Below are 20,475 nucleotides of genomic sequence, written 5' to 3' on the forward strand. Positions count from 1 at the left end.
ATGCTCCACAGCCGTGGCTGGACCTGCGTGATGCTCAGCGTGATGCTGCCGGACTTGGCCGGGAAGGCCGTGCTCGTTGCCGTGACGGTGACATCACTCTGCATGGGCACGACGGCCGGCGCGGTGTAGAGGCCGCGGTCATTGACCGTGCCGACCGTCGTGTTGCCGCCGGCAATGCCGTTGACGGTCCAGGTGACGGTGTTGGGCGACAGCGGCACATAGGCGGTGAGCTGGCGCGTGGTGGCAATCGGCAGATTGCCGCTGCTGTAGACGGTGATCGTCTGGGCGATCACCGGGCCGGCGGCCAGGCTGCTGGCGAAAGCCAGGGCGGCGACGCGGACGAAATGGGGAGGAGGGCAAATCATGGAGTCGCTCCTGACTAGGGCAACTCCATGCTGCAACGCTCATGCCATGGCTGGCATCCCTCAAAACTGACGCCGTGCGTCGTTTCTCAGGGCCCGGGTGTCATGCGAACTGACGATTTGCGCTCAACGTGACCAAGCCTGTCAGTCTTTCAACCACTTGCGTGGCTGATTCTTGCAAATGTCACGAGTTGTACGTGACGCCGCGGGCTCGATCAGCTCAATCCATCGCCATCGCCGTGTGGCTGAAACCGCCGTCCACATAGGTGATCTCGGCGCTGATGCCGGCCGACAGGTCGGACAGCAGGAAGGCGGCGGTGTTGCCGACGTCGTCGATGGTCACGTTGCGACGGATGGGCGCCTGGGCCGCGAACTGTCCCAGCAATTTGCCGAAGTCCTTGATGCCGGAGGCGGCCAGCGTCTTGATCGGGCCGGCCGAGATGCCGTTGACCCGCACGCCCTTGGGGCCGAGGGCCGACGCCAGGTAGCGCACGCTGGCTTCCAGGCTGGCCTTGGCCAGACCCATGGTGTTGTAGTTGGGCACGATGCGCAGGGCGCCGAGGTAGCTCAGCGTCAGCAGGGCCGCACCCTGGCGCAGGCGCGGCGCCGCCAGCTTGGCCATGGCCGGGAAGCTGTAGGCCGAGATGTCGTGGGCGATGCGGAAGTTCTCGCGCGTCATGCCTTCGAGAAAATCACCGGCAATCGCCTCGCGCGGCGCGAAACCGATGGAATGGACGAAACCGTCGAACTCCGGCCAGACCTCGCCGAGTTGGTTGAACAGCGCTGCCATCTGTTCGTCGCTGGTCACATCGCAGTCATAGACGAGCTTGGAATCAAACTYGGCGGCGAATTCGGTGATGCGCTCCTTGAAACGCTCACCTTGATAGCTGAAAGCCAGCTCCGCGCCCTCGCGGTGGCAGGCACGGGCAATGCCGTAGGCGATGGAGCGGTTGGACAGTACGCCCGTGATCAGCAGCCGTTTGCCGGCGAGAAAGCCCATTCTTGTCTCCTGTGAGGTCTCAAACAGCCTCAGATTCTGGCACGCGCCGGGCGTAGCGGCTTGCCGGCACAGGACTTGCACAGTACAATACGAGCTTCACTGGAAATGAGGGTTGCCATTCAGGCGGCTTCTCAACGAGCGGCGGACGACATCCCCCGGCGCAGGATTCTGGTGAACGATTGGGCGGATTCATCCAGCCCATTTTTTTTGCTTTTTCGATTTTCTTCCGACCCGAATCCCATCCCCGCATGAGTTGGCAAACCGCTGTGGAAACGACCGTGACCGGCCTCGGTTACGAACTCGTGGACTGCGAACGCAGTGCCAGTGGTGGAACGCTGCGCGTGACGATCGACAGGCTGGCTGCCGACGCGGCTGCCGGTGAGTTGGTCACGGTGGAGGACTGCGAAAAGGTCACGCGCCAGCTGCAGTATGTGCTGGAGGTCGAAGGTCTGGAGTATTCCCGGCTCGAGGTGTCCTCGCCGGGGCTGGACCGGCCGCTGAAGAATGCCGCGCATTACACGCGCTTCGCTGGCCAGGAAATCGACATCACGTTGAAGGCGCCATTCCAGGGCCGCAAGAAATACCGCGGCCTCGTCAGCGCCCAGCCGGATGCGCCGAGCGACCAGGCCTGGCGCCTGGTGTTCGACGACGGYGAGGCTGACCAGGCGCTSGATTTCACGCTCGACGAGGTGCGCGAGGCACGCCTCGTGCCGTYGWTCAGCTTCAAGGGTCGAGGCGGCGAACCGGCGCCCGACCGCAAGCCGGGCCAGCGTGGCGTCATCAAGCCCAAGAAGCAGCCAAAAGAGGCAGCACTCAAGAAACAAGCGGGCGAGCCCAGTGATGCGGCGCCCGGCCAAGACAAGGTTGACGGAGGTCTCAAGCAATGAACCGCGAAATGTTGATGCTGGTGGACGCGATCTCGCGCGAGAAGAGCGTGGAGCGCGATGTCGTGTTCGGTGCGGTGGAAGCCGCACTGGCCTCGGCCACCAAGAAGATTTACGGCGCTGAAGCCGACATCCGCGTCAGTGTGGATCGCGAGTCGGGCGAGTACGAGACCTTCCGCCGCTGGCATGTCGTGCCCAACGAGGCCGGCCTGCAGAACGCCGACGCTGAAATCCTGCTGTTCGAAGCCCAGGAACAGATCGCCGACATCGAGGTGGACGACCACATCGAGGAGCCGGTCGAGTCCCTGCCCATCGGCCGTATCGGTGCCCAGGCCGCCAAGCAGGTCATCCTGCAGAAGATCCGTGACGCCGAGCGCGAGCAGCTGCTGAACGACTTCATGTCGCGCGGCGAGAGGATCTTCGTCGGCACCGTCAAGCGCCTGGACAAGGGCGACATCATTGTCGAGAGCGGTCGCGTCGAAGGACGCCTGAAGCGCGGCGAGATGATCTCGAAAGAGAACCTGCGCACCGGTGACCGCGTGCGCGCCGTCATCCTCGGCGTGGACCCGACGCAGCGTGGCCCGCAGATCATGCTGTCGCGCTCCAGCCCCGAGTTCATGAAGGAACTCTTCGCCCAGGAAGTGCCGGAAATCGAGCAGGGCCTGCTGGAGATCAAGAGCTGCGCCCGCGACAGCGGTTCGCGCGCCAAGATCGCCGTCGTCAGCCATGACCGCCGCGTCGATCCCATCGGCACCTGCGTCGGCGTGCGCGGTTCGCGCGTCAATGGCGTGACGACCGAACTGGCCGGCGAGCGTGTCGACATCGTGCTGTGGAGCGAAGACCCGGCCCAGTTCGTCATCGGCGCGCTGGCCCCGGCCAATGTGCAATCCATCGTCGTCGATGAAGAGCGCCACGCCATGGACGTCGTCGTCGACGAGGAAAACCTCGCCATCGCCATCGGCCGTGGCGGCCAGAACGTGCGCCTCGCGTCCGAACTGACCGGCTGGCGCATCAACATCATGTCGGCCGAGGAATCGGCCGCCAAGCACGAGCAGGAAAGCGAATCGGTGCGCAAGCTCTTCGTCGACAAGCTCGACGTCGATGCCGAAGTCGCCGACATCCTGATCGCCGAGGGCTTCACCAGCCTCGAGGAAGTGGCCTACGTCCCGATGCAGGAAATGCTCGAGATCGAAGCCTTCGACGAGGACACGGTCAACGAGCTGCGCACCCGAGCCAAGGACGCGCTGCTGACCATGGAAATCGCCCGCGAAGAGAAGGTCGAGGAGGTCTCGCAAGACCTGCGCGATCTCGAAGGCGTGACGCCCGAGCTGCTGAGCAAGCTGGCCGAAGGCGGCATCAACACCCGTGATGACCTGGCCGACCTGGCCGTGGATGAACTGGTCGAACTGACCAGCCAGGATGAGGCCGCTGCGCGCGCGCTGATCATGAAGGCCCGTGAACATTGGTTCAACGCCTGATCGACCACACGCCGCGCCGCACCGAAAGTAATTTGAAGGATCCCCACATGGCCGTGACTACCGTCGCCCAATTCGCCGCCGAGCTGAGCAAGCCGGCGAGCACGCTGCTGGAGCAGCTGCAAGCCGCGGGCGTCAAGAAGTCTTCCGTTGACGACTCGCTGAGCGAGACCGACAAGGAAAGCCTGCTCGACCACCTGCGCACCTCCCATGGCACTGCCGGTGGTGAGCGCAAGAAGATCACCCTCGTCAAGAAGTCGACCACCGAGATCAAGCAGGCCGATGCCTCCGGCAAGGCCCGCACGATCCAGGTCGAAGTGCGCAAGAAGCGCACCTTCGTCAAGCGTGACGATGCCTCCGACGAGTCCACCGCCGGTGCCGAAGAAGCCGACCTGGTGCGCCGCGAGGAAGAAGCCCAGGCCCAGGCCGCCGCGTTGCGCGCCCAGGAGGAGGAGCTGGCCGCCAAGGTGAAGGCCCGTGAGGACGCCGAACGCGCCGCACGTGAAGCCGCCGAAGCGCGCCGCGCCGAAGAGCAGGCCGCCGCCGAAGCCGCCGCCAAGGCTGCCGCCGAAGCCGCTGCTGCCGCTGCTGCTGCCGCGAAGACCGAGGACAAGACGGAAGAAGTGGCCGAGGCTCGCCAGCGCAACGCTGCTGCTGCCGCTGCGGAGGCCGCTGCCATCAACAAGGCCGCTTCCAAGCGTGGTGCCAAGGCCGTCGCGCCGGCACCCGAGCCCGAAGTCGTCGCCCCGCCGCCGCCCGCCCCAGCGCCCGCCCCTGAAGTCGTCGCACCGCCGCCGCCTGCCCCCGAGGTGGCGAAGCCGGCCCTGCGTGTCGTCAAGGCCGTGGACGCGGCTGCCGAAGAGAAGCAGAAGCAGGACGACCTGGCCCGCCGCCGCAAGGCTGCCGAGGACGAGGCCGCCAAGATCCGCGCCATGATGAATGCGCCCAAGAAGGTGCTCGTCGCGGCCAAGAAAGAAGAGCCCAAGCCGGCCGAAGCCGCCGCGGGCATCAAGGGCACCATCCACAAGAAGGCTGGCGCACCGGGTGCAGCACCTGCTGCAGCGGGTGCCGGCGCAGGTGCCGGCAAGCCGGGCGACAAGAAGTCGGTCAAGTCCGAGAAGCTGTCGTCCAGCTGGGCCGACGACGCCGCCAAGAAGCGCGGCCTCAAGACCATCGGTGCCGGCCCCGCCGGCGCCGGTCGCCCGGGTGGCGGTGGCAACTGGCGCGCTCCGGCGCGCGGTGGTGCCGGCGGCCGCCGTGGTGACCGTGGTGGCAACCAGTCCAACTTCCAGGCGCCTGCCGAACAGCAGACCCAAGAGGTGCACGTCCCCGAGACCATCTCGGTGGCCGACCTCGCCCACAAGATGTCGGTCAAGGCCGCCGAGGTCATCAAGCAATTGATGAAGCTGGGCCAGATGGTCACCATCAACCAGCAGCTGGACCAAGAGACGGCCATGATCCTGGTCGAGGAAATGGGCCACAAGGCCTTCCCGGCCAAGCTGGACGATCCGGACGCCTTCCTCGAAGAAGAGGGCACCACCGAGCAGCAGCACGAATCACTGTCGCGCGCCCCGGTCGTCACCGTCATGGGCCACGTCGACCACGGCAAGACCTCGCTGCTGGACTACATCCGCCGTGCCCGTGTGGCCGCGGGTGAAGCCGGTGGCATCACGCAGCACATCGGCGCCTATCACGTCGACACGCCGCGCGGCATGATCACCTTCCTGGACACCCCGGGTCACGCGGCCTTCACGGCCATGCGTGCTCGCGGCGCCAAGGCCACCGACATCGTCATCCTGGTCTGTGCGGCCGACGACGGCGTCATGCCCCAGACCAAGGAAGCCATCCACCACGCGAAGGCCGCTGGCGTGCCGATCGTGGTCGCGATGACCAAGATCGACAAGCCCGATGCCAACGTCGAGCGCGTCAAGAGCGAGCTCGTGGCCGAACAGGTCGTGCCGGAAGAATTCGGCGGCGACGCACCCTTCATCGGTGTGTCGTCCAAGACCGGCCAAGGCATCGACGACCTGCTGGAGCAAGTCCTGCTGCAGGCCGAAGTGCTGGAACTGAAGGCGCCGGTCGAGTCCATGGCCAAGGGCCTGGTCATCGAAGCCAAGCTGGACAAGGGCCGCGGCCCGGTCGCGACGGTGCTGGTGCAGAGCGGCACGCTCAAGCGCGGCGACGTCGTGCTGGCCGGCTCCACCTTCGGCCGCGTGCGCGCCATGCTGGACGAAGACGGCAAGGCCACGAACGAGGCTGGCCCGTCCATCCCGGTCGAGATCCAGGGCCTGACCGAAGTGCCGCAAGCCGGCGACGAGTTCATGGTGCTGGGCGATGAGCGCCGCGCCCGTGAAGTCGCGACCTTCCGTCAAGGCAAGTACCGCGACGTCAAGCTGGCCAAGCAGCAAGCCGCCAAGCTCGAGAACATGTTCAGCGAAATGGGCGCCGGCGACGTGCAGACCCTGCCGCTGATCATCAAGAGCGACGTGCAGGGCTCGCAGGAAGCGCTGGCCGCTTCGCTGCTCAAGCTCAGCAACGCCGAGGTCAAGGTGCAGATCGTCCACGCGGCGGTCGGCGGCATCAGCGAAAGCGACGTCAACCTCGCCATCGCGTCCAAGGCCGTCATCATCGGCTTCAACGTGCGGGCCGACGCCGGTGCGCGCAAGCTGGCCGAGGGCAATGCCGTCGATCTGCGTTACTACAGCATCATTTACGACGCTGTGGATGACGTGACCAAGGCAATGTCCGGCATGCTGGCGCCCGAGCAGCGCGAAGAAGCGCTGGGTACGGCCGAGATCCGCGTCGTGTTCGTCGCTTCCAAGATCGGCACGGTGGCCGGTTCCATGGTCACCAGCGGCCTGGTCCGCCGTGGCGCCAAGTTCCGCCTGCTGCGCGAGAACACCGTCATCTACACGGGCGAGGTGGACTCCGTGCGCCGCGAGAAGGACGACGTCCGCGAGGTCAAGGAAGGCTTCGAGTGCGGTATCAAGCTGAAGAACTACAGCGACATCAAGGAAGGTGATCAGCTCGAGTTCTTCGAAATCAAGGAAGTGGCCCGCACGCTCTGAACTTCAGTCCCGAGGGTTAACCCCGCCCCTCGGGGCGGGGTTTGTTCTTTCAGGAAACCGCCATGAGACATAAACGCGCCATCCCCAACCGAGCCTTCCGTGTCGCCGACCAGATCCAGCGCGATCTGGCGGAGCTGATCCGCGAGCTCAAGGATCCGCGCATCGGCATGGCGACGATCAATGCGATCGACGTCACGCCGGACTACGCCCATGCCAAGGTGTTCTTCTCGGTGCTGGTCGGTGACCCGAAAGAGACGCAGGAAGCGCTGAACGAGGCCGCCGGCTTCCTGCGCAACGGCCTGTTCAAGCGGCTGCAGATCCATACCGTGCCGACGCTGCACTTCCAGTTCGACCGCACCACCGAGCGTGCGGCCGAAATGAGTGCGCTCATCAACCGGGCCAATGCCACGCGGGCGATCGAGGACGAGGAGCCGAATGACTGAGGCCGTCGTCACAGCTTCTGCTGCCAAGCCTGCCCGGGTACGCATCCAGCGTCGCCCGCTGCATGGCGTGTTGTTGCTCGACAAGCCGCTGGGCTTGTCGAGCAACGATGCGTTGCAGAAGGCCAAGTGGCTGCTGCGTGCCGAGAAGGCCGGCCACACCGGCACGCTGGATCCGCTGGCCACCGGCCTGCTGCCGCTGTGCTTCGGCGCCGCGACCAAGTTCAGCCAAGTCAGCCTGGACGCCGACAAGCGCTACCTGGCCACGCTCGCGCTGGGCATCCGCACGACGACCGGCGATGCCGAAGGCGAGGTGCTGGAGCGCCGCGACGCTGATGGCATCACGCAAGAGCAGATCGCTGCCGCCTGCGCCGCCTTCACCGGCGAGATCGACCAGATGCCACCGATGTATTCGGCGTTGAAGCACGAAGGCAAGGCGCTGTACGAATACGCGCGTGCCGGCATCGAGATCGAGCGCAAGAGCCGTCGCGTGACGATTCATGCCGTCGACATCGTCGGCGTGCAGGCTGGCACCGTGACCCTCGACGTCCGTTGCACCAAAGGCACCTATATCCGCACGCTGGCCGAAGACATCGGCGCCAAGCTGGGCTGTGGCGCGTCGCTGGCGGCGCTGCGTCGCACCGGTTCCGGTGGCCTGACGCTGGACGGTGCCGTCACGCTGGCGCAGATCGAGGCCATGCCCGATGAAGAACGCGCCGCGCTGCTGACCTCGCCCGACCGCCTGCTGGCCGAAGCCCCCGAACTGCGCCTGCCTGCCGACGAAGCCACCCGCTTCCTGTCGGGCCTGCGCCGCCGCGTGGCCGTGCCCGACGCCGAGCGCGTGCGCGTCTACGGCCCCGAGCCGCGCGCCTTCCTCGGCAGCGCCCACATCACTTCTGGCGAACTGATCGCCGACCGCCTGTTGACCCCGCCGGAGGTCCAGGCTCTGCTTTCCGCCTGACCCGGTTTTCTTTCCAAGCATCACCATGACCACCCCGATCCGCAACATCGCCATCATTGCCCACGTCGACCACGGCAAAACCACCATGGTGGACCAGCTCCTGCGCCAGAGCGGCACCTTCGCCGAGCACGAGAAGGTCGTCGACACCGTCATGGACAGCAATGCCATCGAACGCGAACGCGGCATCACCATCCTGGCCAAGAACTGCGCGGTCAGCTGGGAAGGCACCCACATCAACATCGTCGACACCCCGGGCCACGCGGACTTCGGCGGTGAAGTCGAGCGCGCGCTGTCCATGGTCGACGGCGTGGTGCTGCTGATCGACGCCCAGGAAGGCCCGATGCCGCAGACGCGCTTCGTGACCAAGAAGGCGCTGGCCCTGGGTCTGAAGCCCATCGTCGTCGTCAACAAGGTCGACAAGCCGGGCGCCAAGCCCGATGCCGTCATCAACGCCGCCTTTGACCTGTTCGACAAGCTGGGCGCCAACGACGAGCAGCTCGACTTCCCGGTCGTCTACGCCTCCGGCATCAACGGCTGGACCTCGCTGGAAGAGGGCGCGCCGGGCGAGCAGTGGGGCCCCGACATGTCGGCCCTGTTCAACACCATCCTGAAGCACGTGCCCGCGCAAAAGGGTGACCCCGAAGCGCCGCTGCAGCTGCAGATCTCGGCGCTGGACTACTCCACCTTCGTCGGTCGCATCGGCGTGGGCCGCATCAGCCAGGGCACCATCAAGCCCGGCATGGACGTGGCCGTCATGGAAGGCCCGGACGGCAAGACCTACAAGGGTCGCGTCAACAACGTGCTGACCTTCCAAGGCCTGGACCGCGTGCAGACCAACTCGGCCGGCCCGGGCGACATCGTGCTGATCAACGGCATCGACGACATCAGCATCGGCGTGACCGTAACCAGCCTGACCGAGCCGGCCCCGCTGCCCATGCTCAAGGTCGACGAGCCGACGCTGACGATGAACTTCTGCGTCAACACCAGTCCGCTGGCCGGCCGCGAAGGCAAGTTCGTCACCAGCCGCCAGATCTGGGACCGCCTGCAGAAGGAACTGCAGAGCAACGTGGCGCTGCGCGTCTCGGAAACCGACGAAGACGGCATCTTCGAAGTCATGGGCCGCGGCGAACTGCACCTGACCATCCTGCTGGAAAACATGCGCCGTGAAGGCTACGAGCTGGCCGTCTCCAAGCCGCGCGTGGTGTTCCGCACCATCGACGGCGAGAAGCACGAGCCCATCGAGCTGGTGACGGCCGACGTGGAAGAAAACCACCAGGGCGGCGTCATGCAGGCCCTGGGCGAGCGCAAGGGCGAGCTGGTCAACATGGAGCCGGACGGCCGTGGCCGCGTGCGCCTGGAGTACCGCATCCCGGCGCGTGGCCTGATCGGCTTCACGAACGAGTTCCTGAACCTGACCCGTGGTTCGGGCCTGATCAGCAACATCTTCGACGGCTACGAGCCGCACAAGGGCGACATCGCCAGCCGCAAGAACGGCGTGCTGATCTCCATGGACGCCGGTGAGATCTTCACCTACGCCCTGGGCAAGCTGGACGACCGCGGCCGCATGTTCGTCAAGCCCAACGATCCGGTCTACGAAGGCATGATCGTCGGCATCCACAGCCGCGACAACGACCTGGTCGTCAACGCGACGCGCACCAAGCAGCTGACAAACTTCCGCGTTTCCGGCAAGGAAGACGCGATCAAGATCACGCCGCCGATCGACCTGACGCTGGAATACGGCGTCGAGTTCATCGAGGACGACGAGCTGGTCGAGATCACGCCGAAGAGCGTGCGTCTGCGCAAGCGTCACTTGTCGGAAAACGACCGCAAGCGTGCGTCGCGCGCTTGAGCGCAAGCGCCCAAGCGCGGAGCGCTGAATGTGGCGCTCCCCCATGCCGGGGCACGGAGGCCCCGTCCTTCGCCAGGCATGAACAGTCCTCAGGACTGTTCAAGTCCGGGCTCAGCCCCCTCCAGGAGGGGGTTCTAGTCAGTTGATTGCCTGCGCCCCGAAAGGGGCGCTTTGCCATGAGCCACCGATCTGCTGTGTTGCTGATGCTGCTGGTCACGCTGATGTGGAGTTCGGCGGGCGTGGTCACGCGGCATCTGGATGCGGCGCGCGGGTTCGAGATCACGTTCTGGCGCAGCAGCTTCAACGCGCTGGCTTTGCTGCTCATCCTCGGCGTCATGCGGGGCAGGGCGCTGCTGGGCAGCCTGAAGGGCGGCGCGGTCTGGGCGTCGGGCCTGTGCTGGGCCGTCATGTTCACGGCCTTCATGGTGGCGCTGTCGCTGACGACAGTGGCCAATGTGCTGGTCACGATGTCGCTGTCGCCGCTGTTCACGGCGGTGTTGGCAAGGCTCTTCCTGCATCAACCGATTCCGGCGCGCACCTGGTGGGCGATTGCCGTGGCCGGTGCAGGCATCGCCTGGATGTTTGGCGGCCAGTTGGGCGGGCCGCTGCTGGGCGTCTTCGTCGCGCTGGGCGTGCCGTTGGCCGCGGCATCCAACTGGTGCCTGCTGCAGAAAGTCGGGCAGGGCGCCGGCACCGACATGCTGCCCGCCGTCCTCATCGGCGCGCTGATCTCGATGGCCGCCATGCTGCCATTGGCCTGGCCGATGCAGGCCGGCGCGCATGACCTGGGGCTGCTGGCCTTCCTGGGCGTCTTCCAGCTCGCCGTTCCCTGCCTGCTGGCGGTGCGCTTGGCGCGCGAGCTGCCGGGTCACGAACTGGCCCTGCTCGGCCAGGCCGAAACCCTGCTGGGCGTGCTGTGGGCCTGGGCCTTTGCGGGCGAACACCCAGGCAGCGCGGCCCTGATCGGCGGTAGCCTCGTGCTTGCGGCGCTGATCGCCAACGAAGCGCTGGCTCCCCCTTCCGTCAAATCCGTCCTGAAGAACGCATGAAAGACCTGATCCCGCCTTTGGGTGCCGACGGCCAGATCCTGGCCGAGGTCAACGGCTGCCTTGGCCTCATCACGCTGAACCGACCGCAGGCATTGAACGCCCTGTCGCTGGCCATGATCCGCGACATGACGGCCTTGCTGCGCCAGTGGGCCGCGTCGCCCGAGATCGAAGCCGTGGCGGTGCTCGGCGCCGCGCGCGAGGGCAAGGCGCCGGCCTTTTGTGCCGGTGGCGACATCCGCTTCTTCCACCAGGCCGCCCACGCCGGCGATGCGGCGCTGGAGGATTTCTTCACCGAGGAATACCGCCTCAACCACCTGATCCACCACTTCCCCAAGCCCTATATCGCGCTGATGGACGGCATCGTCATGGGCGGCGGCATGGGCATCAGCCAGGGCGCCAAGCTGCGCGTGCTGTCCGAGCGCTCCAAGCTCGCCATGCCCGAGACCGGCATCGGCCTCTTTCCCGACGTCGGTGGCGGCTACTTCCTGGCGCAGTGCCCCGGCCATGTCGGCGAATGGCTGGCGCTGACCGGCCAGGCCATCGCCGCCGGCGACGCCATCGAGTGGGGCCTGGGCGATGTCTATGTGCCGGCGTCGCAATGGGCCGACCTCGTTGAAGCGCTGCGGGCCAGCCCGCAGCCCAGCGCCGAACATGTCGTCGCGACGATCATGGAACGCGCCGACCTCGCGCCGGCCGCCGACCCCAAGGCCGCGGCGGAGCGCATTGATCGCCACTTCGGCGAGCCGACGCTGGCCGGCATCCTCGCCTCCCTGGCCGCCGCCCCTGACGACTGGGCGCACCAGACGCGCGAGACCCTGCTGACGCGTTCGCCGACGATGCTGGCCGTGACGCTGGAACTGGTGCGCCGCGGCCGCAAGCTCAGCCTCGCCGATGACCTGCGCCTGGAGCGGGATCTCGTTCATCACGCCTTCCACATGCGCGGTGCGGCGCGCAGCGAGACGGTCGAGGGCATCCGTGCCTTGGCCGTGGACAAGGACCACGCCCCGCGCTGGCAGCCGGCGGCGATTGCCGACGTCAGTGCCGCCGAGGTGGCGGCCTTCTTCACCAGCCCGTGGCGCGCGGCCGAGCATCCCCTGCGCGACCTGAGCTGAAGCTGTCGCCCCCCGGATTGGGGGTTGGCCGGCAAGGCCTGTCTCCAGACACTCGCGAAAATTCTTCGACGGAGACCTCGATGCGCAAGCTGCTCATGACTGCCCTGCTGGCTACCGGCCTGATCGGCCAGGCCGCCAACGCGGCTCCGACGCTGTGGAGCGTTGGCTCCGGTGGCAATGGCCACTACTACGATTTCATCGACTCCAATGTCAGCTGGGACGACGCCTTCAAGGCCGCCCAGGCCATGAGCTTCATGGGCCAGACCGGCTATCTGGCCACCATCACCAGCGCGGGCGAGAACCGCTTTGCCTCCGTCACCGTGGCGGGCAGTGTGCTGGCATGGCTGGGCGCGTCGGACGCCGGCAGCGAAGGCAACTTCACCTGGCGTGATGGCCCCGAGGTCGGCCAGGCCCTGACCTACACCAACTGGAATCCGGGTGAGCCGAACAACTGCTGCGGTGGCGAGAACTACCTGCAGACCAACTTCGGCGTCGCCATGGGCTGGAACGATCATGGCGGCCCGGGCAATGGCGGCCAGATCAATGGCTTCCTGGTCGAGTTCAATGCGCCCAACAACGTGCCCGAGCCGGCCAGCCTGGCGCTCGTGATGGCAGCGGCCCTGGCCGGTGTCGGCGTCGCACGCCGTCGCGGCCGCTGAGCCCTCGCCCTCCAGCATTTCTCAACGCCCGCGTCAGCCCGACGCGGGCGTTGCCATTTCCGGGCCGGGATAATCACGCCCGTGACTGCCTTCTCTCCCTGGCGCCTGTCCGTCGCTCCGATGATGGACTGGACCGATCGCCATTGCCGCTATTTCCATCGGCTCATCACCCGCCAGACCCTGCTGTACACCGAGATGGTGACGACCGGGGCGCTGCTGCATGGTGACCAGCCCCGCCATCTCGACTTCAATGCCGAGGAGCATCCGGTCGCGCTGCAGCTGGGCGGCAGCGAGCCCGCCGACCTGGCCGCCTGCGCCAGGCTGGCCGAGCGCTGGGGCTATGACGAGGTCAACCTGAACTGCGGCTGCCCCAGCGAGCGCGTGCAGAAGGGCGCCTTCGGTGCCTGCCTGATGGCCGAGCCCCAGTTGGTGGCCGATTGCGTGAAGGCCATGCGTGACGCGACCACGCTGCCGGTCACCATCAAGCACCGCATCGGTATCGACAAGATCGAGAGCTACGACTTCGTGCGCGACTTCGTCGCCACCGTCGCCGAGGCCGGTTGCGAAGTCTTCATCGTGCATGCCCGCAATGCCTGGCTGCAGGGCCTGTCGCCCAAGGAAAACCGCGAGATCCCGCCGCTGCGCTATGAACTCGTGGAGCAGCTCAAGCGCGAGTTCCCGCAGCTGACCATCGCCATCAACGGCGGCCTGAAGACGCCCGACCAGATTGCCGGGCAATTGGCCGTGCTGGACGGCGTCATGATCGGCCGCGAGGCCTATCACGAGCCTTGGAGCATGGTCGAGTGGGACTCGCGCTTCTTCGGCCAGCCCGACCCGGTACCGAACTCGACGGCCGGGCGCGAGCAGGTCGAAGAGGCCTGGCTAGCCTACCTCGAGCGCGTGCATGCCTCCGGCCGTTCCTGGTCGTATGCGATGCGCCACGCCCTGGGCCTGTGGAATGGCACGCCCGGCGCGCGGCGCTGGCGCCAGGTCTGGAGCGATCACCGCCTGAAGACGCTGGCGCCACGCGAGGTGGCGGCGCAGGCCACGGCCGCGCGCCTGTCCGGCATCGCCGTCGCTGCCTGAGCATGACGACCGGCTGCGTCGGGGCCCTCGGCGAGCATGCGCGCATGCATGTTTGCCTGACCCGGACCGCCGCCCTGGCGTTGTGCCTCGCCGTGGCGGGCCACGCCCAAGCCACGCCCTGCCAGGACAAGCCAGGCGCGGCCGCTCGCCGGCAAGTCGTCGAGCAGGGTCTGCTGCCGGCGGTGGTTTTCGAAGGCGAAACGCGGCCGCAGACCCTGGCCGCCCGCATGGCCGAGCACGGCGTGCCGGGGCTGGCCGTGGCGGTGCTGCGCGGCGGCGAGGTGGACTGGATTGCCGTCTACGGCCGCCGCACATCAGAGGCGCAGGCGCCGGCGGTGGGCTGCGCCACGCTGTTCCAGGCCGGCTCGCTGGCCAAGCCCGTCACGGTGCTTGCCGCGCTGCGCCTGCAGGACGCCGGCCGGCTGGATTGGGACCGCGACATCGATGGCCTGCTCACGTCGCTGCAGCTGCCTGCGGGCAAGCAGACGCCCGAGCACCCCGTCACGCTGCGCGGCTTGCTGGCGCATACCGCGGGCATCACGCCGGGGGGCTACCCCGGCTACGCCCAGCATGGGCCGGTGCCCACGCCGATCGAGGTAGCGATCGCGGCGCCGGGCACGAACACGCCGCGGCCCGAGGTCGTGCGGCGTCCCGGCGAAGCGCTGCACTATTCCGGCGGCGGCTACACGCTGGCCCAGCTCGCCTTGCAAGACAGCCAGAAGCTGGCCTTCGAGCCGTTGATGCAGCGCTGGCTGTTGCAGCCCCTCGGCCTGCGCCGCGCCACCTTCGCGCTGCAACGCCAGAGCGCCGGCGGCGACGTGGCGGCCGGCCATCAGGGCGGTGCCAAGCCGGTGCCCGGCGGCTGGCTTCACCTGCCTGAAAGCGCGGCGGCCGGGCTGTGGTCGAACGCGGGCGACCTCGCCACGCTGCTCATCGAGCTGCGCAAGGGCTGGCAGGGCCGCAGCACGGTGTTCCGCCAGTCCAGCCTGCGCGAGCTGCTGGGCACGCCGGTCGAAGGGCATCTCTATGGATTCAGGCTCGCTGGCGAAGGCCAGCAGCAGTTCCTCGTCCACTACGGCGGCACGGCGGGCTACAACGCCGGCATGGCCATCAATCTGCACACGGGCGATGGGCTGGTCTACCTGGCCAACGCGGAGGCGGGCCGCGAGCTGAGCAGCGAACTGATGGCGGCCGTGTCGCGTGCCTATGGCTGGACGCAATTCCGCGAGACGCGGGTGCGCCGGGCCGAGGTGAGCGAGGCAGCCGTCCAGGGTCTCGCGGGCCGCTACTTCTTCGCCAGCATGGGGGTGCGCGTGCAGGTGGAGCAGGCGCAGGCGCAACTGACCCTGGTGTTCCCCAACGGCGACCGCCTGGCGCTGACGCCCATCAGCGTCGATGGTGCGCCACTGCAGTTCATCCACCCCACCGGTGTGCGTGTCGGCTTCCAGCGCGGCGAGGCCGGCGCGGTGACGATGCATCTCTACGGCGACCAGGGCATTCGCGAGAACTCGCCGTGAGCGAATTTGTAGACAGCCCGGATATCGGGCCCGTCCTGCCGCCCGACGAGCCGTTGTGGAGCCACAGCTTCGACACGGCGCTCGGCTGCTGCGGCGTCGTATGGAGCGAGCGCGGCATCGTCGCGTCGTTGCTGCCCGATGCCAGCCCGGCACGCCTGAAGCACCGCCACCCGAGCGCGCAGTCGACCGACGAACTGCCGACCCCCATCGCCCACGCCGTCGATGGCATCCGTGCGCTGCTGGCCGGCGAGGCGCGTGACCTGAGCGACATCGTCCTCGACGAGCGCGGCATCCCTGAATTCCGCCGCCAGGTGCATGCGCTGACACGCGCCATCCCGCCCGGCCAGACGCGTACCTATGGCGAGATCGCCGCCGCCCTGGGCCAGCCTGGTGCCGCGCGGGCCGTGGGCCGCGCCGAGGGCGACAACCCGTTTCCGCCCATCGTGCCCTGCCATCGTGTCATGGGCGCCGGCGGTGAACCCACGGGCTTCTCGGCGCCGGGCGGCGTCGAGACCAAGCGGCGCATGCTGCTGATCGAGGCGCGCGCGGTCGGCCAACTGGCGGGTGATCAGCAAAAACTTTTCTGACCCGCCCGCACCGCTTTTAGTCAGTTGAGGACAGAGCTTTTCGCTCCGCTCCAAGGTCTGTCCCGCAAAATCACCCACTATGTCCTTCGCTTCCCTGGGCCTCTCGCCCGCTCTGCTGCGCGCCGTGCGCGAGCAGGGCTATCACGCTCCCACCGCCGTCCAGTCGGCCGCGCTGCCGCCCATCCTGGCCGGCCGTGATGTGCTGGCACTGGCGCAGACCGGCTCCGGCAAGACCGCGGCCTTTGCGCTGCCGCTGCTGCAGCGCCTGGTCGCCTCACCGCCACGCCCAGGCCCACGCGCACTGGTGCTGGCACCGACCCGTGAGCTGGCGGCGCAGACGGCCGAGCTGCTGCGCAATGTCGCGGCCCTGCTGATGCACCGCCCCAAGATCGCCCTGGCCTTTGGCGGTGTGTCCATCAACCCGCAGCTGATGGCCTTGCGCGGTGGCTGCGACGTCATGGTGTCCACGCCGGGCCGGCTGCTGGACCTGCTGGACCACAACGGCCTGACCCTCTCCGGCGTGCAGTGCCTGGTGCTGGACGAGGCCGACCGCCTGCTCAGCCAGGGCTTTGCCGACGAGCTGCAGCGCGTGCTGGCGCAGTTGCCCGCGCAGCGCCAGTCGCTGCTGTTCTCCGCCACCTTCCCGCCGGCGGTGCAGGCCCTGGCCGACGCGCTGCTGCACGACCCCGTGCGCATCACCATCGAGGAAGCGCCGCCGCAGATCACGCAGCGCGCCATCCAGCTTGACCGCGCCCAGCGCCTGCCCGCGCTGCGCCAGCTGCTGGCCGAGCAGAATTGGCCGCGGGCGCTGGTCTTCGTGGCCAGCCGCTACACGGCCGAGCTGGTGTCGGACAAGCTCTTCGCCCACGGCTTCAAGGCCGGGGCCCTGCATGGCGAGCTGAGCCAGGGCGCGCGCAGCGATGTGCTGGCGGCCTTGAAGGACGGCAGCGTCAAGGTGCTGGTGGCCACCGACGTCGCCGCGCGCGGCCTGCATGTCGATGCGCTGGACGCCGTCATCAACTACGAGCTGCCGCGCTCGGCCGCCGACTACACCCACCGCATCGGCCGCACCGGCCGCGCGGGCGCCACGGGGGTGTCCGTCAGCTTCATCTGCGCGGACAGCCCCGAGAACGCCGAGAGCCATTTCCGCCTCATCGAGAAGCGCCAGGGCCAGCGTGTGCCGCGTGAGCGCCTGGCGGGCTTCGAGCCCGAGGCCGTGGCGACCGAGGCCCAGGCCACGGGCGGCATCAAGAGCACGACGCGCAAGAGCAAGAAGGACAAGCTGCGCGAGGCCGCAGCCCGTGCGGCCGGAGCGGACGATGGGCATTGAGATCGAGCGCAAATTCCTCGTCCATGGCGACGGCTGGCGCCAGCCCAGCGAACGCCAGACCCGCTTCAGCCAGGGCTATCTGAGCCGCGACCCGGTGCGCACGGTGCGCGTGCGCATCGCCGGTGAGCGCGCCTTCCTGACCATCAAGGGCGCCACGACCGGCGCGACGCGGGCCGAGTTCGAGTACGAGGTGCCGCTGGCCGACGCGCAAGCGCTGCTGGCGATGTGCGATGGCCCGGTCGTCGAGAAGATCCGCCACCTCTGCCCGTACGAGGGCATGACCTGGGAGGTCGATGAGTTCCTCGGTGCCAATGCCGGCCTCGTCGTCGCGGAGATCGAGCTCGAATCCGAGGGGCAGGTCTTCGGCAAGCCGGCATGGCTGGGCGTCGAGGTCACGGGTGACGCGCGCTACGTCAACGCCAACCTCGCGGTGCGGCCCTTCACGAGTTGGTGACGCAGGCCCCCCACGTCTGAGGCCGCCGCGCGGCTTGTGGCGCCCAACCCGGCGGCGCAGCATCGGCCTTTTCGTCCCGGAGCCTCGCCATGCTTGTCGTCGCACTCAAGCCTCAGATTTCGGTCGAAGTGCAGCCCAGGGTGGGCGGCTCGGTGCGCTACCTGCGCAGCGCGCCGAATGCCGGCGGTGCCGACGAGGGTTTGATGAACCTGGCGCTGTACATCACCAACACCTCTTCCAAGGCCATCCACATCGTGGGTGTCTCCGTCAAGGTGCTGAGCAGCAGCACGGCTCAGCAGGACATGGCGGTGTCCTGGACCTTCCAGCCCGAGGGCAGCGTCAATGCCAACGGAGCGGCGACCGACAGAGGCTGGTGTCCCTTGCCACAGAGCCATGTCTTCAGCATCCCCACCGGCACGCTGAGCGTGCGCGTGGCCATCACGTCGAGCACGGCCAGCCAGCCGCTGGAGCTGGTGCTGTCGCTGGAACGCGCCGCCAGCCCCGGCGGGGCCTACCGTTTCTGGTCGGACGTGCGCGATATGCGGCCCGGCGAGTTCTGGGCCGTCAGCGGACTGGGCCACAGCCACGACAACCCTGCCCAGGTGCATGCCTATGACGTGGGCGTCACCGGCGGCAACCCGTTGTCGCCGCTGTTGCCGGGCGGCGACCAGCACCGCAACGAGGACTACCGCATCTTCGGCAAGCCCATCTACGCGGTCGCCGATGGTGTGGTGCAGGCTTGCCGGAGCAACTTCCCGAACAACGCCGACGCCAAGAATCCGCTCAGCCAGACGGTGCTGGACCGGATCGAATCCATCGGCGACGGCAATGGCAACTTCTTCATGATCGCGACCGACGGTGGCGACGAGTCGGTGCTGTACGCCCATATGCAGAAGGGCTCGCTGAACCCCGACCTGGCGGCCGCCGGCCGCCACGTGAAGGCTGGCGACTTTCTCGGCCTGGCGGGCAATTCGGGGAGCTCCACCAACCCGCACATGCACATCCACAGCAACCGCCGCAATACGGGGCCCTTGTTCTGGGTCGATGCGCCCAGGCCCCTGACCTGGGTGCATGCCCGCGCCGTCGCCCGGAACCAGCTCGGCCAGGCCAATCCGCCCTGGGTGCCGCTGGCCGGCCGCGGCGTGCCGACGGGTGAAAGCGCGATCTGGCCATCGGACAACCCGGTGGTCACGACGCGTGCGGCGGCGGTGAGCCAGTTCGCGATCAGCTCGACCCGGCAGGTCTGGGTGGTGCGCAAGCCCGACGGGGCTGTGCGACTGAGCAGCCAGGCACTGCCGGCGCGCGGCTTCGTGGGCGTCTGGCTGGACCAGAACCCCGGCGGCAACGCCAAGGCCATTGCCGTGCGCGGCAGCCAGGTCTGGGTCATCGGCAGCGACGACGCAGTCTGGGAGGGGCGGGTGGATCATTGGGAACGGCTGCCCGGCAGCCCCTCGGCCAAGCGCCTGGCCGTCGACGCCGAAAGCGGTCAGCTCTGGTGCCTGACGACAGGCGGCGCGGTCAAGAGCTACTCGTCCAGCACCCACACCTGGAGCGCCCACCCCGGCAACGCTGTCGCGCAGGACTTGTGCGTCTACCAGGGCCGGCCGTTCATCTGCCACGCCAATGGCGCCATGATGAAGAGCGATGGCGCCAACGGCTGGGCGCCGTTCGCCGGGGGAGGCAGTGGCAAGCGCCTCACGGTGGATGCCGATACCGGCAAGTTCTGGGCCGTCGGGACGAACGACGGCATCTGGTCCTACCAGGGTGCATCGGGCTGGGATGAGCATCCGGGCGGCGGGCGGGCGCGCGAGATCTGCGTCAGCGACGGCCAGCCTTTCGTCATCGGCATCACCGGCGACGGCCTGTGGCAGAGCGCGGGTGAGCATGGCTGGCGGGCGATGAACGTCATCGAACCGGCCTAGGCAGACCGTTCCCCACGATTGAAGACGAGTCGGCTTGATCCAGTTGGGGCTTGCCTGCGTAAGAGGACAGGAGTGGGTGTCATACGCTGGCAATCCTTGCAGCCGAAGATGCGCCGTTTGCTTTCTCCTGTCGGTCACGCTCCTCCGTCATCACGCCCGTGCCAATCGCCCTGTCATCGCTGCTGCAACGAACGCGCGCCGCCGTCCTGGCGCTGCTGCTCGTCGTGTTGCCGCTGCAGGGCGTGGTGCAACTCGTGGCCGGCCTCCAGGGGCATCGGCATGTGCACACGGGCGCTGCCCATGATTCCCTGCTGTCCGGCCTGGCCCAGCCGCTGCGAGCCCTGCTGGATCAGCTGCACGCCGCCCAGGACCCGCGCCTGACCGGGTCCAGGGCCACCTGGCTGGCGAACAAGGGGCCGGCTGCCGGCATGCATGAACATGGTGGCGTCTTTCACAAGCACGCGGCTGACACCGCCGACGTGCTGGACCTCGGCGACGCAAGCGACGACACCGCGCAAGGCGGTGTGACGGCCTTCCTGGCCTGGCTCCCCGTGAGCCTGACCTTGCCCGCCGCTCGGGGTGACGACCACCCCGTTGCGGTCGATCTCGACTGGCGTGACCACGCCATCGCGCCGCCGCTGACGCCGCCCCGCGGCTGAGCATGCCGGCGCACTTGCGCCGCCCCGACGCTCTCCCGCCTTCCGCCCGTCCCGAGTCGAC

The 20,475-nt window shown here is 67.8% G+C and carries 17 protein-coding genes and 1 pseudogene; 16 read left to right on the forward strand and 2 right to left on the reverse strand.

The features are described from left to right. Both AC1DW3_RS27225 and fabI read right to left on the reverse strand, forming a co-directional pair. Positions 1–365, reverse strand: a 365-nt coding sequence (locus AC1DW3_RS27225) for a hypothetical protein (RefSeq protein ID WP_477936810.1), incomplete at its 3' end; no start/stop codon positions are given. Between the two features lie 217 nt (positions 366–582). Beyond that, positions 583–1,362 carry an enoyl-ACP reductase FabI gene (gene fabI / locus AC1DW3_RS27230; protein WP_477936812.1) on the reverse strand — a complete coding sequence of 260 codons (780 nt, stop codon included), beginning with the start codon at positions 1,360–1,362 and terminating at the stop codon, positions 583–585. Positions 1,363–1,610: 248 nt separating this feature from the next. Between fabI and rimP the strand changes: the two are divergent. From rimP to AC1DW3_RS27310, 16 genes and pseudogenes are all read left to right on the forward strand, one after another. After that, positions 1,611–2,117 (forward strand): annotated as a pseudogene (gene rimP / locus AC1DW3_RS27235) (ribosome maturation factor RimP); the annotation flags it as partial. Positions 2,118–2,245: 128 nt separating this feature from the next. Continuing rightward, complete coding sequence (gene nusA, locus AC1DW3_RS27240) at positions 2,246–3,724, forward strand: transcription termination factor NusA (protein ID WP_477936814.1); 1,479 nt, start codon at positions 2,246–2,248, stop codon at positions 3,722–3,724. A 47-nt stretch (positions 3,725–3,771) separates the two neighbouring features. After that, a complete protein-coding gene (gene infB, locus AC1DW3_RS27245) occupies positions 3,772–6,789 on the forward strand; it encodes a translation initiation factor IF-2 (RefSeq protein WP_477936816.1) in 3,018 nt (1,005 codons plus the stop codon). A gap of 62 nt (positions 6,790–6,851) precedes the next feature. Further along, positions 6,852–7,232, forward strand: a complete 381-nt coding sequence (gene rbfA / locus AC1DW3_RS27250) for a 30S ribosome-binding factor RbfA (protein WP_477936818.1) — start codon at positions 6,852–6,854, stop codon at positions 7,230–7,232. Further along, positions 7,225–8,190 (forward strand): tRNA pseudouridine(55) synthase TruB, encoded by a 966-nt coding sequence (gene truB / locus AC1DW3_RS27255; protein ID WP_477936820.1) that lies wholly within the window; start codon positions 7,225–7,227, stop codon positions 8,188–8,190. The genes rbfA and truB overlap by 8 nt, the downstream gene beginning before the upstream one ends. 25 nt (positions 8,191–8,215) lie before the next feature. Continuing rightward, positions 8,216–10,039: a translational GTPase TypA gene (gene typA, locus AC1DW3_RS27260; RefSeq protein ID WP_477936822.1), complete on the forward strand. Its 1,824-nt coding sequence runs from the start codon at positions 8,216–8,218 to the stop codon at positions 10,037–10,039. Positions 10,040–10,215: 176 nt separating this feature from the next. Then, positions 10,216–11,088 (forward strand): DMT family transporter, encoded by an 873-nt coding sequence (locus AC1DW3_RS27265; RefSeq protein ID WP_477936824.1) that lies wholly within the window; start codon positions 10,216–10,218, stop codon positions 11,086–11,088. Then, on the forward strand, positions 11,085–12,200 hold the full coding sequence (locus AC1DW3_RS27270) for an enoyl-CoA hydratase/isomerase family protein (RefSeq protein ID WP_477936826.1): 1,116 nt from the start codon (positions 11,085–11,087) through the stop codon (positions 12,198–12,200). Before AC1DW3_RS27265 ends, AC1DW3_RS27270 begins: the two co-directional genes overlap by 4 nt. Positions 12,201–12,280: 80 nt before the next feature. Continuing rightward, positions 12,281–12,859, forward strand: a complete 579-nt coding sequence (locus tag AC1DW3_RS27275; RefSeq protein ID WP_477936828.1) for a C-type lectin domain-containing protein — start codon at positions 12,281–12,283, stop codon at positions 12,857–12,859. Positions 12,860–12,979: 120 nt separating this feature from the next. After that, positions 12,980–13,945 carry a tRNA dihydrouridine(20/20a) synthase DusA gene (gene dusA / locus AC1DW3_RS27280; RefSeq protein WP_477936881.1) on the forward strand — a complete coding sequence of 322 codons (966 nt, stop codon included), beginning with the start codon at positions 12,980–12,982 and terminating at the stop codon, positions 13,943–13,945. Between the two features lie 2 nt (positions 13,946–13,947). Further along, complete coding sequence (locus AC1DW3_RS27285; protein WP_477936830.1) at positions 13,948–15,462, forward strand: serine hydrolase domain-containing protein; 1,515 nt, start codon at positions 13,948–13,950, stop codon at positions 15,460–15,462. Next, complete coding sequence (locus AC1DW3_RS27290) at positions 15,459–16,049, forward strand: methylated-DNA--[protein]-cysteine S-methyltransferase (protein ID WP_477936832.1); 591 nt, start codon at positions 15,459–15,461, stop codon at positions 16,047–16,049. Before AC1DW3_RS27285 ends, AC1DW3_RS27290 begins: the two co-directional genes overlap by 4 nt. Before the next feature lie 79 nt (positions 16,050–16,128). After that, positions 16,129–17,379: a DEAD/DEAH box helicase gene (locus AC1DW3_RS27295; protein WP_477936834.1), complete on the forward strand. Its 1,251-nt coding sequence runs from the start codon at positions 16,129–16,131 to the stop codon at positions 17,377–17,379. Continuing rightward, positions 17,369–17,833 carry a CYTH domain-containing protein gene (locus AC1DW3_RS27300; RefSeq protein ID WP_477936836.1) on the forward strand — a complete coding sequence of 155 codons (465 nt, stop codon included), beginning with the start codon at positions 17,369–17,371 and terminating at the stop codon, positions 17,831–17,833. Before AC1DW3_RS27295 ends, AC1DW3_RS27300 begins: the two co-directional genes overlap by 11 nt. Before the next feature lie 89 nt (positions 17,834–17,922). Further along, positions 17,923–19,755, forward strand: coding sequence for a M23 family metallopeptidase (locus AC1DW3_RS27305; RefSeq protein WP_477936838.1), 1,833 nt, complete (start codon positions 17,923–17,925; stop codon positions 19,753–19,755). A 158-nt stretch (positions 19,756–19,913) separates the two neighbouring features. Beyond that, positions 19,914–20,414, forward strand: a complete 501-nt coding sequence (locus AC1DW3_RS27310) for a hypothetical protein (protein WP_477936840.1) — start codon at positions 19,914–19,916, stop codon at positions 20,412–20,414. The last annotated feature ends 61 nt before the right edge of the window (positions 20,415–20,475 follow it).

The organism is Roseateles sp. P2_H4 (genome assembly GCF_056403315.1).

Excerpts from the sequence above, each read along its gene's own strand:
- AC1DW3_RS27295 (WP_477936834.1), top strand. The coding sequence starts at position 16,129 with ATGTCCTTCGCTTCCCTGGGCCTCTCGCCCGCTCTGCTGCGCGCCGTG.
- truB (WP_477936820.1), top strand. The coding sequence starts at position 7,225 with ATGACTGAGGCCGTCGTCACAGCTTCTGCTGCCAAGCCTGCCCGGGTA.
- AC1DW3_RS27265 (WP_477936824.1), top strand. The coding sequence starts at position 10,216 with ATGAGCCACCGATCTGCTGTGTTGCTGATGCTGCTGGTCACGCTGATG.
- AC1DW3_RS27275 (WP_477936828.1), top strand. The coding sequence starts at position 12,281 with ATGCGCAAGCTGCTCATGACTGCCCTGCTGGCTACCGGCCTGATCGGC.
- AC1DW3_RS27305 (WP_477936838.1), top strand. The coding sequence starts at position 17,923 with ATGCTTGTCGTCGCACTCAAGCCTCAGATTTCGGTCGAAGTGCAGCCC.
- AC1DW3_RS27300 (WP_477936836.1), top strand. The coding sequence starts at position 17,369 with ATGGGCATTGAGATCGAGCGCAAATTCCTCGTCCATGGCGACGGCTGG.
- nusA (WP_477936814.1), top strand. The coding sequence starts at position 2,246 with ATGAACCGCGAAATGTTGATGCTGGTGGACGCGATCTCGCGCGAGAAG.
- AC1DW3_RS27270 (WP_477936826.1), top strand. The coding sequence starts at position 11,085 with ATGAAAGACCTGATCCCGCCTTTGGGTGCCGACGGCCAGATCCTGGCC.
- rbfA (WP_477936818.1), top strand. The coding sequence starts at position 6,852 with ATGAGACATAAACGCGCCATCCCCAACCGAGCCTTCCGTGTCGCCGAC.
- typA (WP_477936822.1), top strand. The coding sequence starts at position 8,216 with ATGACCACCCCGATCCGCAACATCGCCATCATTGCCCACGTCGACCAC.
- AC1DW3_RS27285 (WP_477936830.1), top strand. The coding sequence starts at position 13,948 with ATGACGACCGGCTGCGTCGGGGCCCTCGGCGAGCATGCGCGCATGCAT.
- dusA (WP_477936881.1), top strand. The coding sequence starts at position 12,980 with ATGATGGACTGGACCGATCGCCATTGCCGCTATTTCCATCGGCTCATC.
- infB (WP_477936816.1), top strand. The coding sequence starts at position 3,772 with ATGGCCGTGACTACCGTCGCCCAATTCGCCGCCGAGCTGAGCAAGCCG.